Origin of the sequence: Allobosea sp., assembly GCF_017308075.1 — a bacterium.
In the GTDB taxonomy this organism is placed as follows: Bacteria; Pseudomonadota; Alphaproteobacteria; order Rhizobiales; family Beijerinckiaceae; genus Allobosea.
Map to the genome: position 1 here is coordinate 489245 of NZ_JAFKFX010000023.1, position 15702 is coordinate 504946.

Sequence of the window (15702 nt, forward strand, 5' to 3'; positions counted from 1 at the left end):
AGGTCGTTCGGCCTGCTCGCGGAAAGCCGCTTCGCTTCCGCCTGAAATCGACAGTTTCCGGATCGCCGCGCTTCCGATCGGAGGCGCGGCGATTTTGTTCGGAAGTATCGGGCTGGTTGGACGGACGGATTCGACGTCCTGGCCAGGAGTACGCGGAGCAGTCTCGCGCCGATCGAAACATCGTTCCGGCCGGAGCCCTCGGGTCCGGCCGGAATGACGGTGAAAGCGGGAATATCGGTTAGGCAGCCGGCTCCATCGCTCTGACGCGCGGGCTGTGCGTGCCGTCGGGGTTGCGCTCCATCGCGATCAGCTCCTCGTGCATCTCGCGCAAGGTCGAGCGATGGCCGATCGAGACCACGCTGGTCTGCGGCAGTTCGCGCCGGATCATCGCGTAGATCTCGCCTTCGAGCTTCTCGTCGAGCGAGGCGGTGGCCTCGTCGAGGAAAAGCCAGTCCGGCTTGGCGAGCAGCGCGCGCGCCACCGCCAGGCGCTGCTGCTCGCCGCCCGAGAGGCGTTGGCTCCAGAGGTCGACCTCGTCGAGGCGCTCGGTGAGATGGCCGAGCTTCACCTTCTCCATCGCGGCGCGCAGTTCGGCATCGCTGAAGGCATCCGGCTCGGCCGGATAGGCGATCACGGCGCGCAGCGTGCCCTGCGGCAGATAGGGCCGCTGCGGCAGGAGCAGCATGCGGGTGTTGGCGGGAGTCTCGACCTGGCCCTTGCCGAACGGCCAGATGCCCGAGAGCGCCCGGAACAGCGTCGACTTGCCGGAGCCGGAGGGGCCGATCACCAGCGTCGAGCGGCCGGAAGGCAGCGTGAGCTCGGGGACCGTCACGATCGGCGAGCCGTTCGGCAGGTTCAGGGTCAGGTCCCTGACCCGGGCATCGGGGCCCGGCTGCTCGTCGATCTCGATATTGGCGCCGGCGGCGCCGGCCGCCTGGGCCTCGGCCTGCGCGATCGCGGTCTCGAAGGTGGTGAGGCGGTTGATCGAGGCGAGATAGGAGGCGATCGACTGATAGCTGTTGATGAAGAAGGACATCGCCGTCTCGACCCGGCCGAAGGCCGACGAGACCTGGGTCAGCACGCCGAAAGCGATCGCGCCGGCGAAGTAATACGGCGCCAGCAGCAGGAAAGGGATGACGACGTTCGCCTGGTTGTAGGACAGGGTGAAGGTCGTCAGCTTCAGCCTGCGCCAGAGCAGGTTGTAGAAATTGGTGACGATGCCGCCGAAGGTCTCGCCGAGATGGCGGCGCTCGGCGGTCTCGCCGCGCATCAGCGCGATCTGCTCGGAATACTCGCGCAGGCGGGCGAGAGAGAAGCGGAAATTCGCCTCGCGCCGCTCCTGCTCGAATTCGAGCCCGATCAGCGGCTTGCCGATCAGATGGGTGATCCAGGTCGCGACCGCCGCATAGATCAGCGTCGCCCAGAAGATGAAGCCGGGGATGACGATGTCCGTGCCCGGCACCGTTATCGCGACCGGGATCGACCACAGGATGATCGAGAACGAGACCAGCGTGGAGACCTGGGTGATCAGGGTCAGCGAGAAGGCGTAGGTCTGGTTGAGGAAGGAGCGGGTGTCTTCCGAGATGCGCTGGTCCGGGTTGTCGGCGGTACCGGCGAGCGAGATACGGTAGTGATTGCCGTTCTGCAGCCAGCGCCGGTTGTATTCGGCCGCCATCCATTCGCGCCAGCGGATCAGCAGCACCGAATTGGCCACGGTCTCGATCAGCACGCTGATCACCGAAATCGCGGCCCAGACGCCGAAGACGTTGATGAGCTGGTCCCAGAAGACCGGCGCGTTCTTCTCCTGCAGCGCGTTGTAGAAGTCGCGATAGAAGAAGTTGATCCGCAGCGAGATGCCGACCTGCGCCTGGTTGAGCACGATCAGGAAGACGACCGCAGCCACGGCGAAATGGCCGAGCTTCATCGGATAGCGGCCGAGCGGCCCCAAATTCATGCTGCTCGGGTCCTGCGCCAGGAAATAGGGCGAGGCGAGGTTGGCGATGCGCCGCACCACCGGCACGAAGGAGATCGCGTAGATCAGGATGCCGAACACCGCGACGGTGGTGCCCAGGCTCGTCGGCGGGGCCGCGGCGGCCCAGGCCTGCGGCCACCAGCCGATCTGGGCGAGCACCGCGCCGGCGCCGAAGATCACGTATTCGGTGCCGAAGATGCCGGAGAAGATCTTGAGGAAATAGCTGATTCCGGCCGAGCGCCAGGTCGCTGCGGTCAGCAATACGCCGACCACGCCCATTCCGAGCATGCCGGGGCTGCCGCTTTGCTGTCCGACGATCAGCGCGATCAGGGCGAGGCCGGCGACAGCGAAACTCAACAAGCGCATGAATGGGTCCTTGTCGGGAATCGGCGCGACGACGCGCCAGTCTGAATGGCTGTTGTAGAGCAGCCGTGCCGACAAAAAAGGCCGGACTCAAGGCCGAGCCCGGATTTTTCCGGGATCGTGATCCGGCTCCGTGCCTTCGGGCCGGCGGTGGTGATGCGGGTGCAAGCAGCGTCGCGGGCGCGAGGGCCTCGCGCGCCCGGCTCAGCCGGGCGGCCTCCGGCTCAGTCCCTGTCGACCGAATAGGAGCCGGCGCCGGCCGCGACGAGCAGGAGGAAGCCGCCGGCGATGCCGAGATTCTTCATGAACAGCAATTGTTGCATCGGCGCGGCCCAGTTCATGTGGGCACCGAAGCGGCGATGGTGAAGCCGAAAAGCGCGAGCGCCACCAGCCGCGTCTTGAACCCGATGACGATCATCAACCCGCCGATCAGCTCGACGATGATCACCAGCGGCAGCAGTAGGCCGGGGACACCCGCCGAAGCCATGTATGTTTGTGTCCCGGCGTAGCCGGAGATCTTGGACCAGCCGCCCAGGACGAACATCAGGGCGAGCAGGATGCGGCCGACGAGCTTGGCGGCGTCTGAAAGTGCTGGGTTGTTCAGCATGGCTTGGCCTCGGCAGGGATCGGGGCGCGGCAGGATGCCGCACCTATGCCGACTAAGACCTACAACCAAAGTCTACGCAAGTCCGGTCGATCTTGCGCTGGTGCAAGGCGGAGGGTGCTGACCGAGCGCCGTCATTCCGGCCGCAGCACAGCAGAGCGCCGGAATGACGGGGAGCCGAAGACGAAAAAGGCCCGGCTTGCGCCGGGCCTTCCGTCATTATTGAGCTTGAGGGCTCGGACTTCCTCAGAAGTCCATGCCGCCACCGAAACCGGGCTTGCCCGGTTTCGGCACTCAAGGCCTTCGGGCGTATGGACTTCCTCAGAAGTCCATGCCGCCCATGCCGCCGCCGCCCATCGGGGGCATCGGGGCTTCCTTCTTCGGAAGCTCGGCGATCATCGCCTCGGTGGTGATCAGCAGGCCGGCGATCGAAGCCGCGTCCTGGATCGCCGTGCGCACGACCTTGGTCGGGTCGATGATGCCGGCCTTGACCATGTCGCCGAACTCGCCGGTCTGGGCATTGTAGCCGTAGGCGTAGTCCTTCGACTCCAGCAGCTTGCCGACCACGACCGCGCCGTCATCGCCAGCGTTGTCGACGATCTGCTTGGCCGGAGCGGTGATCGCCTTGCGGACGATCTCGACGCCGGTCTTCTGGTCGTCGTTCTGGGTCTTGAGCGACTTGACCGAAGCGAGCGCACGCAGCAGGGCGACGCCGCCGCCCGGCAGGATGCCCTCTTCCACGGCCGCGCGGGTCGCGTTCAGGGCGTCGTCGACGCGGTCCTTCTTCTCCTTGACCTCGACCTCGGTCGCGCCGCCGACGCGGATCACCGCGACGCCGCCGGCGAGCTTGGCCAGACGCTCCTGGAGCTTCTCGCGGTCGTAGTCCGAGGAGGTCTCCTCGATCTGGGCCTTGATCTGCGAGACGCGGGCCTCGATGTCCTTCTTCTTGCCGGCGCCGTCGATGATCGTGGTGTTCTCCTTCTCGATGCGCACCTTCTTGGCGCGGCCGAGCATGTTGAGCGTCACGGTCTCGAGCTTGATGCCGAGGTCTTCCGAGATCATCTGGCCGGCGGTCAGGATCGAGATGTCCTCGAGCATGGCCTTGCGGCGGTCGCCGAAGCCCGGAGCCTTGACGGCCGCGACCTTCAGGCCGCCACGGAGCTTGTTGACGACGAGGGTGGCGAGAGCCTCACCTTCCACGTCCTCGGCGATGATCAGGAGCGGCTTGCCGGTCTGCACGACGGCCTCGAGGATCGGCAGCATCGCCTGGAGCGACGACAGCTTCTTCTCGAACACGAGGATGTAGGGGTCCTCGAGCTCGGCGACCATCTTCTCGGCATTGGTGATGAAGTAGGGCGAGAGATAGCCACGGTCGAACTGCATGCCCTCGACGACGTCGAGCTCGGTCTCGGCGGTCTTGGCTTCCTCGACGGTGATGACACCCTCGTTGCCGACCTTCTGCATGGCGGTCGAGATCATCTTGCCGACCGACTCGTCGCCGTTCGCCGAGATCGTGCCGACCTGCGCGACTTCCGCGTTCGAGGTGACCTTCTTCGAGTTCTTCTTCAGGTCCGAGACGATGGCGTCGACGGCGAGGTCGATGCCGCGCTTCAGGTCCATCGGGTTCATGCCGGCGGCAACCGCCTTGGTGCCCTCGCGGACGATGGCGGCGGCCAGAACGGTCGCGGTGGTGGTGCCGTCACCGGCGGCGTCGTTCTGCTTCGAGGCCACTTCGCGCACCATCTGGGCGCCCATGTTCTCGAACTTGTCGGCGAGCTCGACTTCCTTGGCGACGGTGACGCCGTCCTTGGTGATGCGCGGAGCGCCGAACGACTTGTCGATCACGACGTTGCGGCCCTTCGGGCCGAGCGTCACCTTGACGGCGTTGGCGAGGATTTCAACGCCGCGCAGCATGCGGTCGCGGGCATCCGTGGAGAATTTGACTTCCTTGGCAGCCATGAGACTACTCCTGATTGAACTTTACGGAAGGGCGGTCTTCAGGCTGATCAGCCGACGATACCCATGATGTCGGATTCCTTCATGATCAGAAGGTCCTGGCCGTCGATCTTGACCTCGGTGCCGCTCCACTTGCCGAAAAGGACGCGATCGCCCTTCTTGACATCGAGGGCAACGAGCTTGCCGGCCTCGTCACGAGCGCCCGGGCCGACGGCGACGATCTCGCCCTCCTGGGGCTTTTCCTTGGCGGTGTCGGGGATGATGATGCCGCCCTTGGTCTTCTCTTCGCTATCAAGGCGACGGACCACAACGCGGTCATGCAGCGGACGGAACTTCATGGTTCTGTCTTCCTCTCGATCAAAATCTGGGCGGGCGCACGCTGGGCTGGCCCGTGGGGGTGCCTGTTAGCAGTCTCCTAACGTGAGTGCTAACGGGCAGGGCGGAGATAGGCGCGCCCCTTTCCCGAGTCAAGGAAGCCTCCGCGCAAAAGGTGAATGCGTCGCTCATGCCTGCCGGTTCGCGCGTTCGTGCCGCATGCCGGAGCGGCAGGCCGGGCGCGGAAAACGTGATCGTTTCTATAAGTTTAGAGTTGCCGCGCCTGCCAAAATCCGGTTCCCACTTTTCCGCGCAATGAACTATCCTGCCGCGATGATTACGCCCGTTCCCGACCCGCGCCTCGACGAGATCGCACGCTCCTGCGTCGTGCTGCATATCCGCATGACGGCTCGCGCGGTCACGCGTGCCTATGATGAGGCGATGCGGCCGAGCGGGTTGAAGATCACTCAGTTCGTCCTGCTCTCGGCGCTCTCGACCGGTGCCTGGCGTTCGGTGACCGAGCTTGCCGACCGCTTTGCGCTGGAGCGGACCTCGCTCACCCGCAATCTGCAATTGCTGGCGGCCGAGCAGCTGATCGAGCCTGTCGACCGCAAGGGGCGGGCGCTGGTCTATGCGGTCACCGACAAGGGGCGTGCGGCGATCGAGGCGGCGATTCCTTATTGGCGCGCGGCGCAGGACCGCATCGAGGGCGGGCTCGGGCACGAGCGCTGGGTCGAGACCCGCGATGCGCTGAAGGCCGTCCGCCGCGCCGCCCGTCAGGCGACCTGAGCCGGAGGGAAGGCCACGCGCGCTAGCGGCAGCGCTTGACCGGGCCGCGCCTTCCTTCATAACGTGTATCTACACGAAATCGATCGAGGCCTTGCCCATGTCCCGCACTGTCGGTGTCGTCAGTCGTGATGTCCTGCTCGCGGAGGATGGCGCCTGTTTCCTGCGCGGCATGATGGAGGGCAGGCATCCGGGGGCGCCGTTCGCCGACGCCATGGATTTCGAGCTCGCCGAGGTCGATGAGGGCAGGGTGGTCTTCGTCGGAAAGCCCTCGCCCCGCTTCTTCAACCCGCTTGGGACGATCCATGGCGGCTGGACCGCGACGATCCTCGATTCCGCCATGGCCTGCGCCGCCCATTCGACGCTGAAGGTCGGCGAGGGCTACACCACGCTCGAGATGAAGCTCAACTATGTCCGCCCGGTGATGCCGGAGAGTGGCGAGGTCCGCTGTGAGGGCCGGCTGATCCATCGCGGCGGCACGATCGCGACCACCGAGGGACGGCTGCTCGACGCGCGCGGAAAACTGCTGGCCCATGGCACCGAGACCTGCCTGATTTTCGCTGCGCAGGGCGCCGCTGGCGGCTGAGGCGTCGCCTGAGCGTCCGGTCGGGCGTGCGGCGATCTAGCGCCTGCTGATAGCGAAGGCGCCGGCGACGATGAGCAGCGCACCGGCATAGGTCGTGAGCGGCGGCACCTCCGCGAAAACGACCCAGCCGAGCAGGCTCGCCCAGACCAGTGCCGTGTACTCGATCGGCGCCAGCCGCGATGCCGGTGCCCGGGCGAAGGCCGAAGTGAGCAGGAGATGGCCGCCGACGCCGAGCGCCCCGGCGAGGAGATAGGCCGCCAGATCCCCACCGCTCATCGGCACGAAATGGAACGCGGCCGGGATGACGAGGCAGAGCGCCGGCCCGGCATTCTGGAACAGCACGATGATCGCCGGATGCTCCTTCAGCGCGATCCGGCGCAGCAGGATCAGGTTGAAGGCGTAGGACACGGCCGAGAACAGTGCTGCGGCGACGCCGAGCTCCGCGCCGGTGATGCCACCCTGCAGGCGCGGCCAGACCATCACCAGCATGCCGGCGAGGCCGAAGCCCAGCGCCTGCAGGATGCGCGCATCCAGCCGCTCCTTGAGGATCAGCGCGCCGAGCAGCGCGACGAAGACCGGCGCCAGGAAGGACAGCGTCAGCGCTTCCGCCAGGGGCAGCGTCGCAATCGAGTAGAAGAAGCTCCCGGCGGTCAGGACCACGACCGGGACGCGCAGGCTGTTGCCGATCACGCTCGCCCGCGTCGGAGCGGGCGGACGCAGCGACGCGACGACGGTGAGCGCGCAGATTCCGCCCATGGCGAAACGCATGAACAGCGCCACGATGAACGGGTGCTGCTGCATCTGCGCCTTGATCACCACATCCATCAGCGTCAGCAGGGCAATGCCGAGGATGGCGCGCAGCGCAGTGCCGGGGGTCATGGCTGGATGTCGGCCAGCGGCTTGCGGAAATGGTATTCCCAGGTCGCCGAGATGTCGGCGAGGTAGCGCTCGCCGGGCCAGCGCACGAAGCCGAGCTTCTCGTAGAAGCGGTGGCCGCGGGCGAAGCGGGTATCGGACCAGAGCATCATCTCGGCGCAGCCCCTGTCCCTGGCGAAGGCGAGCGCGCGGGCGAACAGCGCCTGCGCGAGGCCGGCGCCGCGATAATCCGGATCGACATAGACCTTGGTCAGCTCGGCCGCGTTTTGCTCCGGCACGGGGGCGACGCCGATCGAGCCGACGATGCGGCCGTCACTCCCCTCGGCGACCCAGAGCCGCCCGCCCTTGCCGGCGAAATGGCGGGCGGGATGGCGCAGCTCCGGAAATTCCGGCCAGTGGAACAGGCAGCCGGGATATTCGGCGAAGCTCGCGGCGACCAGCGCGGCGAGGCGTTCGGAATCGGCGTCGATGGCGTCGCGAAGCGGCGGAAGGCTCATGCTCCAAGCGCTTAGGGCCAATCGGCTCGGCTGCAAAGATGGTGCTCTCGCTCGCCTGCCATGCTCCTATCGCAGCAGCGCCAGGGCGGCGTCTGCCGTCAGCTTCAGCGCCGCGGCGGCGAGCAGCAGATAGCAGGCGAAGAACAGCCTTTTCTGGTCGAGCCGATCATGCAGCCAGCGCCCGAGCCAGACGCCGAGAGGTGCCGCCGGTGCGAGGGCGAGCGCCGCCCAGAGCAGCCCGGGCTGCTTCAGCGCCAGCGAAAGGTAGGGCGGTAGCTTGAGCAGGTTGCCGAGCATGAAGAGCGCGATGGTGGTGCCGACGAAGCTGGTCTTCGAGAGGCCGCGCGCCAGCAGGTACATTGCCACCGGCGGCCCGCCGGCATGGGCGACGAAGGTGGTGAAGCCGGAGGTGGTGCTGGCGGCCAGGGCCAGCACCGGGGAGACCGGCAGGCTTCCGGGAGGCGCGAGGCGTCCGCGCAAAAACCAGTGCGCGGTGAAGCTCAGCGTGGTCAGGCCGATGACCAGGGTGACGATCCGGGCGTCGACCATCAGGAAGACGGCGTAGCCGATGCCGATTCCGAGGGCGAGCCCGGGCAGGAGCCAGGCGAGATCGGGCTTGGACCAGGTCGCGACGCCGAAGGCGCGGAACGCGAACAAATCCATCCCGGCGACCAGCAAGGCTACGATGATCGCGCCCTGCAGCGGCTCGACGACGAGGGCGAGCAGCGGCACGCCGAGAATGGCGAGCCCGCCGCCGAAGGCCCCCTTGCCGATCGCGATCAGTAGCGTCGTCACCCAGCCGACGAGGTAGAACAGCGGGTCGCTCGGCATCGGGCTTCGTCGTCCTCATTGCGGCCGGCGTGGCCCGCGGATTCAATTTCGCGTCGGAAAGCACGTCAAATCAATGTCTTGAGCCTGTGCCGGCCGCAAAAGGGGTTTCCACTTTGGCGGAACATGCTCTAGGCGGGAAGAGCGCGCCGCTGCGCACCCGATGTTGAGTCGACTCAGCCCTTCGCAATGGCGCCATGACCGTCCTTCTGCCCTTCGTGATCAATTCCGGGCTGAACTTCGCTCTCGGCCTGCTGATCGCCTATTTCCTCGGGCCGGCCGAGTTCGGACGCTACGCCATCGGCGCAGCGCTGATCGTGCTGCTCAACACGGCGCTGCTCGACTGGATCCGGCTTTCGGCCGTCCGCTTCTATTCCCTGAAGACCCGCGAGACGCAGCCTGAGATCCGCGCGACGCTCGACGTTCTCGCCGCCGGAATGACGATCGCGCTGGCCGGCCTGCTGATCGCGGCCTTTGTCGTCGGCATCGATTTCAAGCTCCCGGCGATGCTGGTCGCGGCCTCGGTCGCTGGCGGCATCTGCGCCGGACTGTTCGACTATCACGGTGCGATCGCGCGCGCCCGCTTCCTCGACGCCGCCTATGCCCGGTTGATCATCGTCAAGAACGTGCTGGCGCTGCTGCTGATGGTCGGCGGTGCCTGGTGGATGCGCGACGCCACCGTCGTGATGTTCGGTGGCGTGATCAGCGTCATGGCGGCGCTGCTGGCGGTGCGCCGGCAGCTCGCCGACCGGCCACTCGCCTGGTCGGCGGCGCGGCGTGACCTCGCCTGGAACTTCGCCGTCTATGCGCTGCCGCTGGTCGGGGCGAACGCGATCTACTCGCTGATCCCGCTGATCAATCGCACGCTGCTCGCCGACGCCCATGGCTTTGCCGAAGCCGGCTATTTCTCGCTCGCCGCCGATATGGGCTTGCGCCTGTTCGGCACGCTGGGTGCGACGCTGGAGATCGTCCTGCTGCGCGAGGTCCTGCGCCTCGACGAGACCAAGGGCCGGCGCGCCGCGCAGAAGCGTATCGCCGCCAATCTGGTCATCGTGCTGATGGTGGCGCTGCCGGTCGCGCTCGGGCTGTTCCTGGTGCTGCCGGCCTTCGAGAAGCTGCTCGTCCCCGCGAATTTCCACGGCCATTTCTCGGCCTATATGGTGCAGCTGCTGCCGGGTTTCCTGGCGTTGACGATCTTCGTCGCCGGGCTCTATCCGGTCTTCCTGCTCGGCAAGCGCACCGGCATGGCGACGCTCGCGGCCGGCTTCGGGCTGGCGGTCAATCTCGTCCTCGTCTTGGGGGCAGGGGAGCTGCTCGGACCGGAGCGTTTCGCGCTCGGCCAGACGGCCGGCTTCGTCGTGGTGCTCGCCATTACCGGCTGGGCGGCATTGCGGGCGCTGCCGGTCTGGCCTTCAGGACGCGATATCGGGCTGATCCTCGTCGCGCTTGCCGCGATGGCGGCCTGTGTCGCGCCGCTGTCCGGCCGGTTCCCTCCGGTATTCGAGCTTCTCCTGCAAGGGACGATCGGCGCACTGGTCTATTGCGGGCTGGTGCTGGCCTTCGACATCGCCCGCTGCCGCACATTGCTGAAGCTCTGGTTCCTCACGCGCAAGATGCGCCGCGGCGCGGCGGTCGGGACCGACGGGCCGTGACGAGTTTTCCCCGGACTCCGGTGTCCGAACGCACGAGTTGACGAACACGGCCGTCCCCGCGATCCTGCCGCGGTTTGGGGGAGGCTGCCGATGGCCAAGCCAAGCTTTCTCAACCTCTGGGCGAGCTATCCGGATCCCGAGGTCAGGCATTGTTCTGACGGGCTCGCCAACGAATGCGCCATCAGAATGAGCCTGACGCTGAACGCGGAGAAGACGCTCACCGTGAGCAAGGGCTCCTATTCCGAGCCGAAATGCTCGCACGGGCATGCACGGGGCGCCGAGTCGCTGGCGAACTGGCTGTACCGGAAGATCGGTCCGCCGAAGGTCTACAATGACCCGGCAAAGGCCAAACTGCTCCTGGCGGAGAAGAAGGGGATCATTTTCTTCAAGGATTGCTTCGTGCGGGCCGGAGAGACGCGGCAGGTCGGCGACCATATCGATCTCTGGCATACCGGCTTCACCAAATCCTACAGCGATCCGCAGAACAAGGCGAAGCAGATCTGGTTCTGGGAACTGAAATGAACACTGCGGGTCTCGTCCTGGCCTTCTCGTTGCTGACCGGTGGAGCTCTGGCGCAGGCTGCGGGGGCGCTGCCCGTCATGCCCCCGGCCGAGAGCGCCGCACTCGCAGCAAGGGGGGATCGCTGCGTTTTGACCTGGGCCGGCAAGAATGGCCGCGAGGAACTCGCGGTCGGCATTCCCTTCCCTTGCGCCTTTCACAGGGAGCCCGGCGGCGCGGTCCGCTATCATCTGATGGGGAGCCGCCGCCTCGCCCTGATCGAGCATTCGACGCCCGACCCGGCCCGAGGCGGCTGCCTCACGACCATTCGCGGGGTGGCGTTCGACGGGGAGGCCGTGGCGCTGTCGCCGGGGCTGGAGAAGGTCGCCGCCTGTCCGCCGTTCCGCTGGGACGAGAAGATGTTCATCGGGCTTTTCTGATGCGCCGAAGCAAGGATTGATTCACCGCGTTCCCTTGCCGAATGCTAAGGTTAATACGCGGAACTGCCTGCTTTCAACGCCGTTCCGGCCTGTTGGAGTCAACGATTCATCATTCGTTGCAAGGCCTTGTCCAGGCTCCCTCGCAGATTGTGTCGAGAGAGTTGCGTCATGCGTCCGATCCGTCTCGTTTCCCTCGCCTTGCTCGGAGGGTTGGTCCATAGCGCCGGCCAGGCGCAGGCTCAGACCTATTGGCGGCCGGCCGATCCGACGGTGGCGGCTCCCCGCAGCAGCGGCCAATATGGCGGCGGCTTCATCGAGATGATGATGACCGGGCGCGACCCCACCGATTATGGCAGGGGCGGCGCGGTCTACAACCGTCCGCCCCGTAGCGCCTATGGCCAGCAGCCGACCCGCCGGCTTTCCGACTATGAACCGGCGGTGCCCGTCTATGGCGATCCGCTGGAGCCGCGCCGGGAGCGCCGCAGTGCAGCCCTCGGCCAGCCCATGCCGGCCGAGCGGCCGATCGAGCGCGTCGTCGATCCGCGTTTCCAGAAGCAGGAAGTCGCCTATGACGGCCCGCACAAGCCCGGCACCATCATCATCGACACGCCGCGCCGTTTCCTTTTCCTGGTCCAGCCCGGCGGCCGGGCTCTGCGCTATGGCATCGGTGTCGGCCGCCCCGGCTTCTCCTGGGCGGGCATGAAGACGGTCAGCCGCAAGGCGGAATGGCCGAGCTGGACCCCGCCGGCCGAGATGCTGAAGCGCCGTCCCGACCTGCCGCGCTTCATGAACGGCGGGCCGGACAACCCGATGGGCGCCCGCGCGCTCTATCTCGGCTCTTCGCTCTATCGGATCCACGGCACCAACGAGCCGAACACCATCGGCCAGGCGGTCTCCTCCGGCTGTATCCGGATGACCAATGACGATGTGGTCGATCTCTATGGCCGGGTCCGTGTCGGCGCCAAGGTGCTGGTGATCTGAGGCCGGCCTCTCTCGAAAGCCGTGCCTGCTGATCGCGGGCACGCTTGGACGGGAGCACCAAGAGACAATAGACGGCGCACTTCGCCGGAGATTAGCCTGAGCAGGCAGCGTGTTCCCTCGGCGGGGCTGCGTAACGCCGCAATTGCCATCGAGCCGATGCCGGAAATGGGACAGATCACGCGCAGGCGACGCTGGTGGATCGTCCTGGCGGGTGCGCTCGCCGGCTACCTGTTGCTGGCCTATCTGCTATTGCCGCTCCTGTGGCGACATTACGAGCGCGAACCCGGTCTCGCCGCCATGCCCATGGTGACGCGCACCGCGAGCGGCATTCCGGGTGATGCGCTCAATGTCGGCTTCGTCGGCAGCAAGGACGACGCTCTGCGCGCCATGCATGCCGCAGGCTGGTATCCGGCCGACCCGATCACCTTGCGGACCAGCATCGAGATCGTCGGCAGCGTGGTGCTCGACCGGCCCTATCGCGATGCACCGGTCAGCCCGCTCTACTATGAGGGCAAGAAGGAGCAGCTCGCCTTCGAAAAGCCCGAGGGCACCAGCGCGGATCGCCGGCACCATGTGCGTTTCTGGATGGTCCTCGAAAAGGGGAATGATGGCCGCCCGGTCTGGCTTGGCTCGGTCACCTTCGACCGGGGCGTCGGCTTCAGCCACGATACCGGCCAGGTGACGCACCACATCGCGCCCGACATCGACGCCGAGCGAGACCTGCTGATGCAGGACCTCGGCAAGGCCGGCATGGTCCGGAACGTCTTCCAGATCTCCGGGGTGGGGCCGACCCTGTTCGGCCGCAATGGCGAAGGCGATCCCTATTACACCGATGGCGAGATCCACATCGCCACTTTGGTGGCCGACGGCGTGAGGCGCACCGAACCGCCTGAGACCATTCCAGCGCCGCCGCTGATCGCGCTGAAGGACCAGATCTGGCACGGCGTCGGCGATGCGCTCGCCAAGTGATCCCGGTTCGCGGATCGAACGCTGATCTCTGCCGCCGGCGTGCGCCCGGCTCCACGATCTGAAGCAGCAATGTGCCCAGCCTGCCGACCCGCGCGATTGAATTTGCGTGCCCGCGCTCCCAAGTGAGCCCGGCTGTCCCGCCACGAGAACTGTGCAGATGAAGCAGGCTGATCGCAAACGCGCTTTGGTTCTACGCAATCCGAAGGCGCGGCGCGGGCAGGAATCCCTCGACGGTCCCTTCAGGCAATTGGAGCTCGCCGGGATCGACGTCACGATCGAGACATTCGAGGCCCTGCCGGAGATCGCGCGCGACATCGTGCGTCTGCGCAGCATCGCCGACCTGATCGTCATCTGCGGCGGGGACGGCTCGATCTCGTCCGGCGCGATGGCGGTGATGGAAAGCGGCCTGCCGCTTGGCATCATGCCCATGGGAACGGCGAACGACCTGGCCCGGACCCTCGCGATCCCGATGGATCTGACCGCCGCGGCTCGGGTGATCGCCGCCGGGCAGACGCGCCGCATCGACATGGGGACGGTCAATGGCCACGCCTTCTTCAACGTCGCCAGCATCGGCCTGAGCAGCGAACTCGCGCAAGGGCTCGATCCGACGCTGAAGAAGCGCTTCGGGCGTCTCGGCTATGCTCTGGCGGCTACCAAGGTGCTGACGAAGGCCTCGCGTTTCCATGCCACGATCACTGAGAAGGGCCGGACGACCGAGGTCGACACCTTCCAGATCGCGATCGGCAACGGCAGGCATTATGGCGGCGGAAACGTCGTCCGGGACGACGCAGAGATCGATGACGGCCATCTCGATCTCTACAGCCTCGAACTCAGGAACCTCTGGAAACTGGCGCTGATGCTGCGCTCGTTCAGATCGGGCACGCACGGAGCCTGGCAGGAAGTGCGCACCGCGCGCTGCGTCGAATTCGACATCCTGACCAAGCGGCCGATGCCGGTGAACACCGATGGCGAGATCGTCACGGCGACGCCGGCCCATTTCAAGGTTCACCCCGGAGCCGTCGCCATTTTTGCGCCCGAGGCCGATCTTCGCGCGGAGCCGATGCGCATGCCCATGTTCCACAGATAGCTGGGAAAAGGCGAAATGGCCGCGGGAGGCGCGGTCGGCTGCGTCTCTCCGCCAGCTCGGTCGGTCGCGCCAGGCTCGGCAATCGGCGCGGGTCACCGGAAGCGGCCGAGCGCGCCGCGGAACGCCCGCTCTCCCCATGCGCCGCATCAGGCGCCCGGATGCGTCCGCCTAAAAGGAAAGACCCGCCCGTTGCCGGGCGGGTCTGCTGATTTCATCCAGGGACTACGAAGCGGCCGCTCAGGCCCATTCGTCGTCGCCGAAGCCGCTCGAGCCGTCATCATAGCCCTCGTTGCTGGCGTTCTGGTAGCTCGGCTCCTGGTAGCTGTGACCGGGATCCTCATAGGACTGGTTCGACGCCGGTTGGGCATTCTCTGCCGTGGCGGTGTCGTTCTGCTGCGCCGTGCTGGCCTCGGCCGGCTTTGCTTCCGATGACGCGCTCTTGCCGCCGCCGAAGGCGTTCATCAGCAGGTTGCCGGCGACCATGCCGCCGGCGACGCCGGCCGCGGTGGTCAAGGCGCTCGCCATGAAGCCGCCGCGGGCCGGGGCTTGCGCCTGCTGGCTCTGCCAGGGGCCGGGAGCGGGCGCCGCCGCCATGCCCTGCTGGCCCGGCTGCGAACCCCAGGGCGGCGAAGCCGGCTGCGCTGCGGCAGGCTGGGGCGCGCCGCGCTGCGGGAAGGACGGCACGGAGCCGCTGCGGGCCGGCTGGCTCGCGCCGCCGCCGAAGATCCCGGACAGGAAGCCGCCCGACTGTGCCGGCGCGGGGGCTGCGGCCGGCTGGCGGCGCAGCGCCTCGACCTCGGCCTGAAGCTGCTGGGCCTGGGCCTGCAGATTGGCGAGGGCCTGTTCCTGGACATAGATCGACTGCGCCATCGCATAGGCGGCATAGGGCTGTTCGCGCAGCCGCTCGGCGATGAAGTTCTCAGCCTCGGGGTCGCGGGGCTGGTTGGCCGCCTGGCGCAGGCGGTCGAAAATCCCGGCGATCACGTCGCGTTCCTGCGGCGTCATCGTCATCTCCTCTCATGTTGGGCCGGGCGGCTGCCCGGCCATGCGAGAGGTGGGGGAGGCCTATGACGTTATCAAGGCGACCCTGGGGAATTTTCGGCTCATGCGTTTCCGATATTGACGTATTCGAAGCCGCGCTGACGCATTTCGCTGGAGCGGTAGATGTTGCGCAGGTCGACGACGACGGGCCGCTTCAGCGCCGCCTTGACCCGGTCGAGGTCGAGGGCGCGGAAGGCGTTCCATTCGGTGACGATCACCAGGGCGTCGGCGCCTTCGAGACAGGCATAGGC

Annotated in this window: 17 protein-coding genes; 8 read left to right on the top strand and 9 right to left on the bottom strand. The window is 66.7% G+C overall.

All coding sequences use genetic code 11. From position 1 onward, the window contains the following. Positions 1-238: 238 nt before the first annotated feature. From J0J10_RS03250 to groES, 4 genes are all read right to left on the bottom strand, one after another. Entirely contained in the window at positions 239-2338 is a 2100-nt protein-coding gene (locus tag J0J10_RS03250; protein ID WP_291634000.1) for an ABC transporter ATP-binding protein/permease, read from the bottom strand. Between the two features lie 334 nt (positions 2339-2672). Then, positions 2673-2942 carry a DoxX family protein gene (locus J0J10_RS03255; RefSeq protein WP_291645222.1) on the bottom strand — a complete coding sequence of 90 codons (270 nt, stop codon included), beginning with the start codon at positions 2940-2942 and terminating at the stop codon, positions 2673-2675. Between the two features lie 318 nt (positions 2943-3260). After that, complete coding sequence (gene groL, locus J0J10_RS03260; RefSeq protein ID WP_291634005.1) at positions 3261-4898, bottom strand: chaperonin GroEL; 1638 nt, start codon at positions 4896-4898, stop codon at positions 3261-3263. Between the two features lie 47 nt (positions 4899-4945). Beyond that, complete coding sequence (gene groES / locus J0J10_RS03265) at positions 4946-5233, bottom strand: co-chaperone GroES (RefSeq protein ID WP_291634008.1); 288 nt, start codon at positions 5231-5233, stop codon at positions 4946-4948. A gap of 310 nt (positions 5234-5543) precedes the next feature. Here groES and J0J10_RS03270 point away from each other — a divergent pair, with 310 nt between their 5' ends. Both J0J10_RS03270 and J0J10_RS03275 read left to right on the top strand, forming a co-directional pair. After that, the gene (locus tag J0J10_RS03270; RefSeq protein ID WP_291645224.1) at positions 5544-5999 is read left to right on the top strand and encodes a MarR family winged helix-turn-helix transcriptional regulator; all 456 of its coding nucleotides are present in this window, start codon (positions 5544-5546) and stop codon (positions 5997-5999) included. A 97-nt stretch (positions 6000-6096) separates the two neighbouring features. Next, positions 6097-6582, top strand: coding sequence for a PaaI family thioesterase (locus J0J10_RS03275; protein ID WP_291645226.1), 486 nt, complete (start codon positions 6097-6099; stop codon positions 6580-6582). 36 nt (positions 6583-6618) lie between these two features. Here J0J10_RS03275 and J0J10_RS03280 read toward each other — a convergent pair whose 3' ends face one another. From J0J10_RS03280 to J0J10_RS03290, 3 genes are all read right to left on the bottom strand, one after another. Further along, a complete protein-coding gene (locus tag J0J10_RS03280) occupies positions 6619-7461 on the bottom strand; it encodes a DMT family transporter (RefSeq protein ID WP_291645228.1) in 843 nt (280 codons plus the stop codon). Further along, positions 7458-7955: a GNAT family N-acetyltransferase gene (locus J0J10_RS03285; protein WP_291645230.1), complete on the bottom strand. Its 498-nt coding sequence runs from the start codon at positions 7953-7955 to the stop codon at positions 7458-7460. Before J0J10_RS03285 ends, J0J10_RS03280 begins: the two co-directional genes overlap by 4 nt. 66 nt (positions 7956-8021) lie before the next feature. Next, positions 8022-8786, bottom strand: a complete 765-nt coding sequence (locus J0J10_RS03290; protein WP_291645232.1) for a sulfite exporter TauE/SafE family protein — start codon at positions 8784-8786, stop codon at positions 8022-8024. A 194-nt stretch (positions 8787-8980) separates the two neighbouring features. Here J0J10_RS03290 and J0J10_RS03295 point away from each other — a divergent pair, with 194 nt between their 5' ends. The 6 genes from J0J10_RS03295 (at position 8981) to J0J10_RS03320 (ending at position 14410) form a co-directional block, all read left to right on the top strand. Next, positions 8981-10435, top strand: a complete 1455-nt coding sequence (locus J0J10_RS03295; protein WP_291645234.1) for a lipopolysaccharide biosynthesis protein — start codon at positions 8981-8983, stop codon at positions 10433-10435. 90 nt (positions 10436-10525) lie between these two features. After that, a complete protein-coding gene (locus J0J10_RS03300; protein WP_291634022.1) occupies positions 10526-10957 on the top strand; it encodes a T6SS effector amidase Tae4 family protein in 432 nt (143 codons plus the stop codon). Beyond that, positions 10954-11373 (top strand): hypothetical protein, encoded by a 420-nt coding sequence (locus J0J10_RS03305; protein WP_291645236.1) that lies wholly within the window; start codon positions 10954-10956, stop codon positions 11371-11373. The genes J0J10_RS03300 and J0J10_RS03305 overlap by 4 nt, the downstream gene beginning before the upstream one ends. A 168-nt stretch (positions 11374-11541) precedes the next feature. Continuing rightward, the gene (locus J0J10_RS03310; RefSeq protein WP_291645238.1) at positions 11542-12354 is read left to right on the top strand and encodes a L,D-transpeptidase; all 813 of its coding nucleotides are present in this window, start codon (positions 11542-11544) and stop codon (positions 12352-12354) included. Between the two features lie 156 nt (positions 12355-12510). Continuing rightward, a complete protein-coding gene (locus J0J10_RS03315) occupies positions 12511-13323 on the top strand; it encodes an LssY C-terminal domain-containing protein (protein ID WP_465247148.1) in 813 nt (270 codons plus the stop codon). Between the two features lie 157 nt (positions 13324-13480). Continuing rightward, positions 13481-14410, top strand: a complete 930-nt coding sequence (locus J0J10_RS03320) for a lipid kinase (RefSeq protein WP_291645242.1) — start codon at positions 13481-13483, stop codon at positions 14408-14410. Between the two features lie 237 nt (positions 14411-14647). On the opposite strand, the gene J0J10_RS03325 is transcribed toward J0J10_RS03320, so the two are convergent. Continuing rightward, positions 14648-15415 (bottom strand): DUF2076 domain-containing protein, encoded by a 768-nt coding sequence (locus J0J10_RS03325; RefSeq protein WP_291645244.1) that lies wholly within the window; start codon positions 15413-15415, stop codon positions 14648-14650. A gap of 98 nt (positions 15416-15513) precedes the next feature. Continuing rightward, positions 15514-15702: UDP binding domain-containing protein (locus J0J10_RS03330; RefSeq protein ID WP_291645246.1), on the bottom strand; the 189-nt coding region annotated here is incomplete at its 5' end.

Bases quoted from the DNA above. Each gene is read 5' to 3' on its own strand.
- J0J10_RS03250 (WP_291634000.1), bottom strand. From the start codon at position 2,338: ATGCGCTTGTTGAGTTTCGCTGTCGCCGGCCTCGCCCTGATCGCGCTG.
- J0J10_RS03255 (WP_291645222.1), bottom strand. From the start codon at position 2,942: ATGCTGAACAACCCAGCACTTTCAGACGCCGCCAAGCTCGTCGGCCGC.
- groL (WP_291634005.1), bottom strand. From the start codon at position 4,898: ATGGCTGCCAAGGAAGTCAAATTCTCCACGGATGCCCGCGACCGCATG.
- groES (WP_291634008.1), bottom strand. From the start codon at position 5,233: ATGAAGTTCCGTCCGCTGCATGACCGCGTTGTGGTCCGTCGCCTTGAT.
- J0J10_RS03270 (WP_291645224.1), top strand. From the start codon at position 5,544: ATGATTACGCCCGTTCCCGACCCGCGCCTCGACGAGATCGCACGCTCC.
- J0J10_RS03275 (WP_291645226.1), top strand. From the start codon at position 6,097: ATGTCCCGCACTGTCGGTGTCGTCAGTCGTGATGTCCTGCTCGCGGAG.
- J0J10_RS03280 (WP_291645228.1), bottom strand. From the start codon at position 7,461: ATGACCCCCGGCACTGCGCTGCGCGCCATCCTCGGCATTGCCCTGCTG.
- J0J10_RS03285 (WP_291645230.1), bottom strand. From the start codon at position 7,955: ATGAGCCTTCCGCCGCTTCGCGACGCCATCGACGCCGATTCCGAACGC.
- J0J10_RS03290 (WP_291645232.1), bottom strand. From the start codon at position 8,786: ATGCCGAGCGACCCGCTGTTCTACCTCGTCGGCTGGGTGACGACGCTA.
- J0J10_RS03295 (WP_291645234.1), top strand. From the start codon at position 8,981: ATGACCGTCCTTCTGCCCTTCGTGATCAATTCCGGGCTGAACTTCGCT.
- J0J10_RS03300 (WP_291634022.1), top strand. From the start codon at position 10,526: ATGGCCAAGCCAAGCTTTCTCAACCTCTGGGCGAGCTATCCGGATCCC.
- J0J10_RS03305 (WP_291645236.1), top strand. From the start codon at position 10,954: ATGAACACTGCGGGTCTCGTCCTGGCCTTCTCGTTGCTGACCGGTGGA.
- J0J10_RS03310 (WP_291645238.1), top strand. From the start codon at position 11,542: ATGCGTCCGATCCGTCTCGTTTCCCTCGCCTTGCTCGGAGGGTTGGTC.
- J0J10_RS03315 (WP_465247148.1), top strand. From the start codon at position 12,511: ATGCCGGAAATGGGACAGATCACGCGCAGGCGACGCTGGTGGATCGTC.
- J0J10_RS03320 (WP_291645242.1), top strand. From the start codon at position 13,481: ATGAAGCAGGCTGATCGCAAACGCGCTTTGGTTCTACGCAATCCGAAG.
- J0J10_RS03325 (WP_291645244.1), bottom strand. From the start codon at position 15,415: ATGACGCCGCAGGAACGCGACGTGATCGCCGGGATTTTCGACCGCCTG.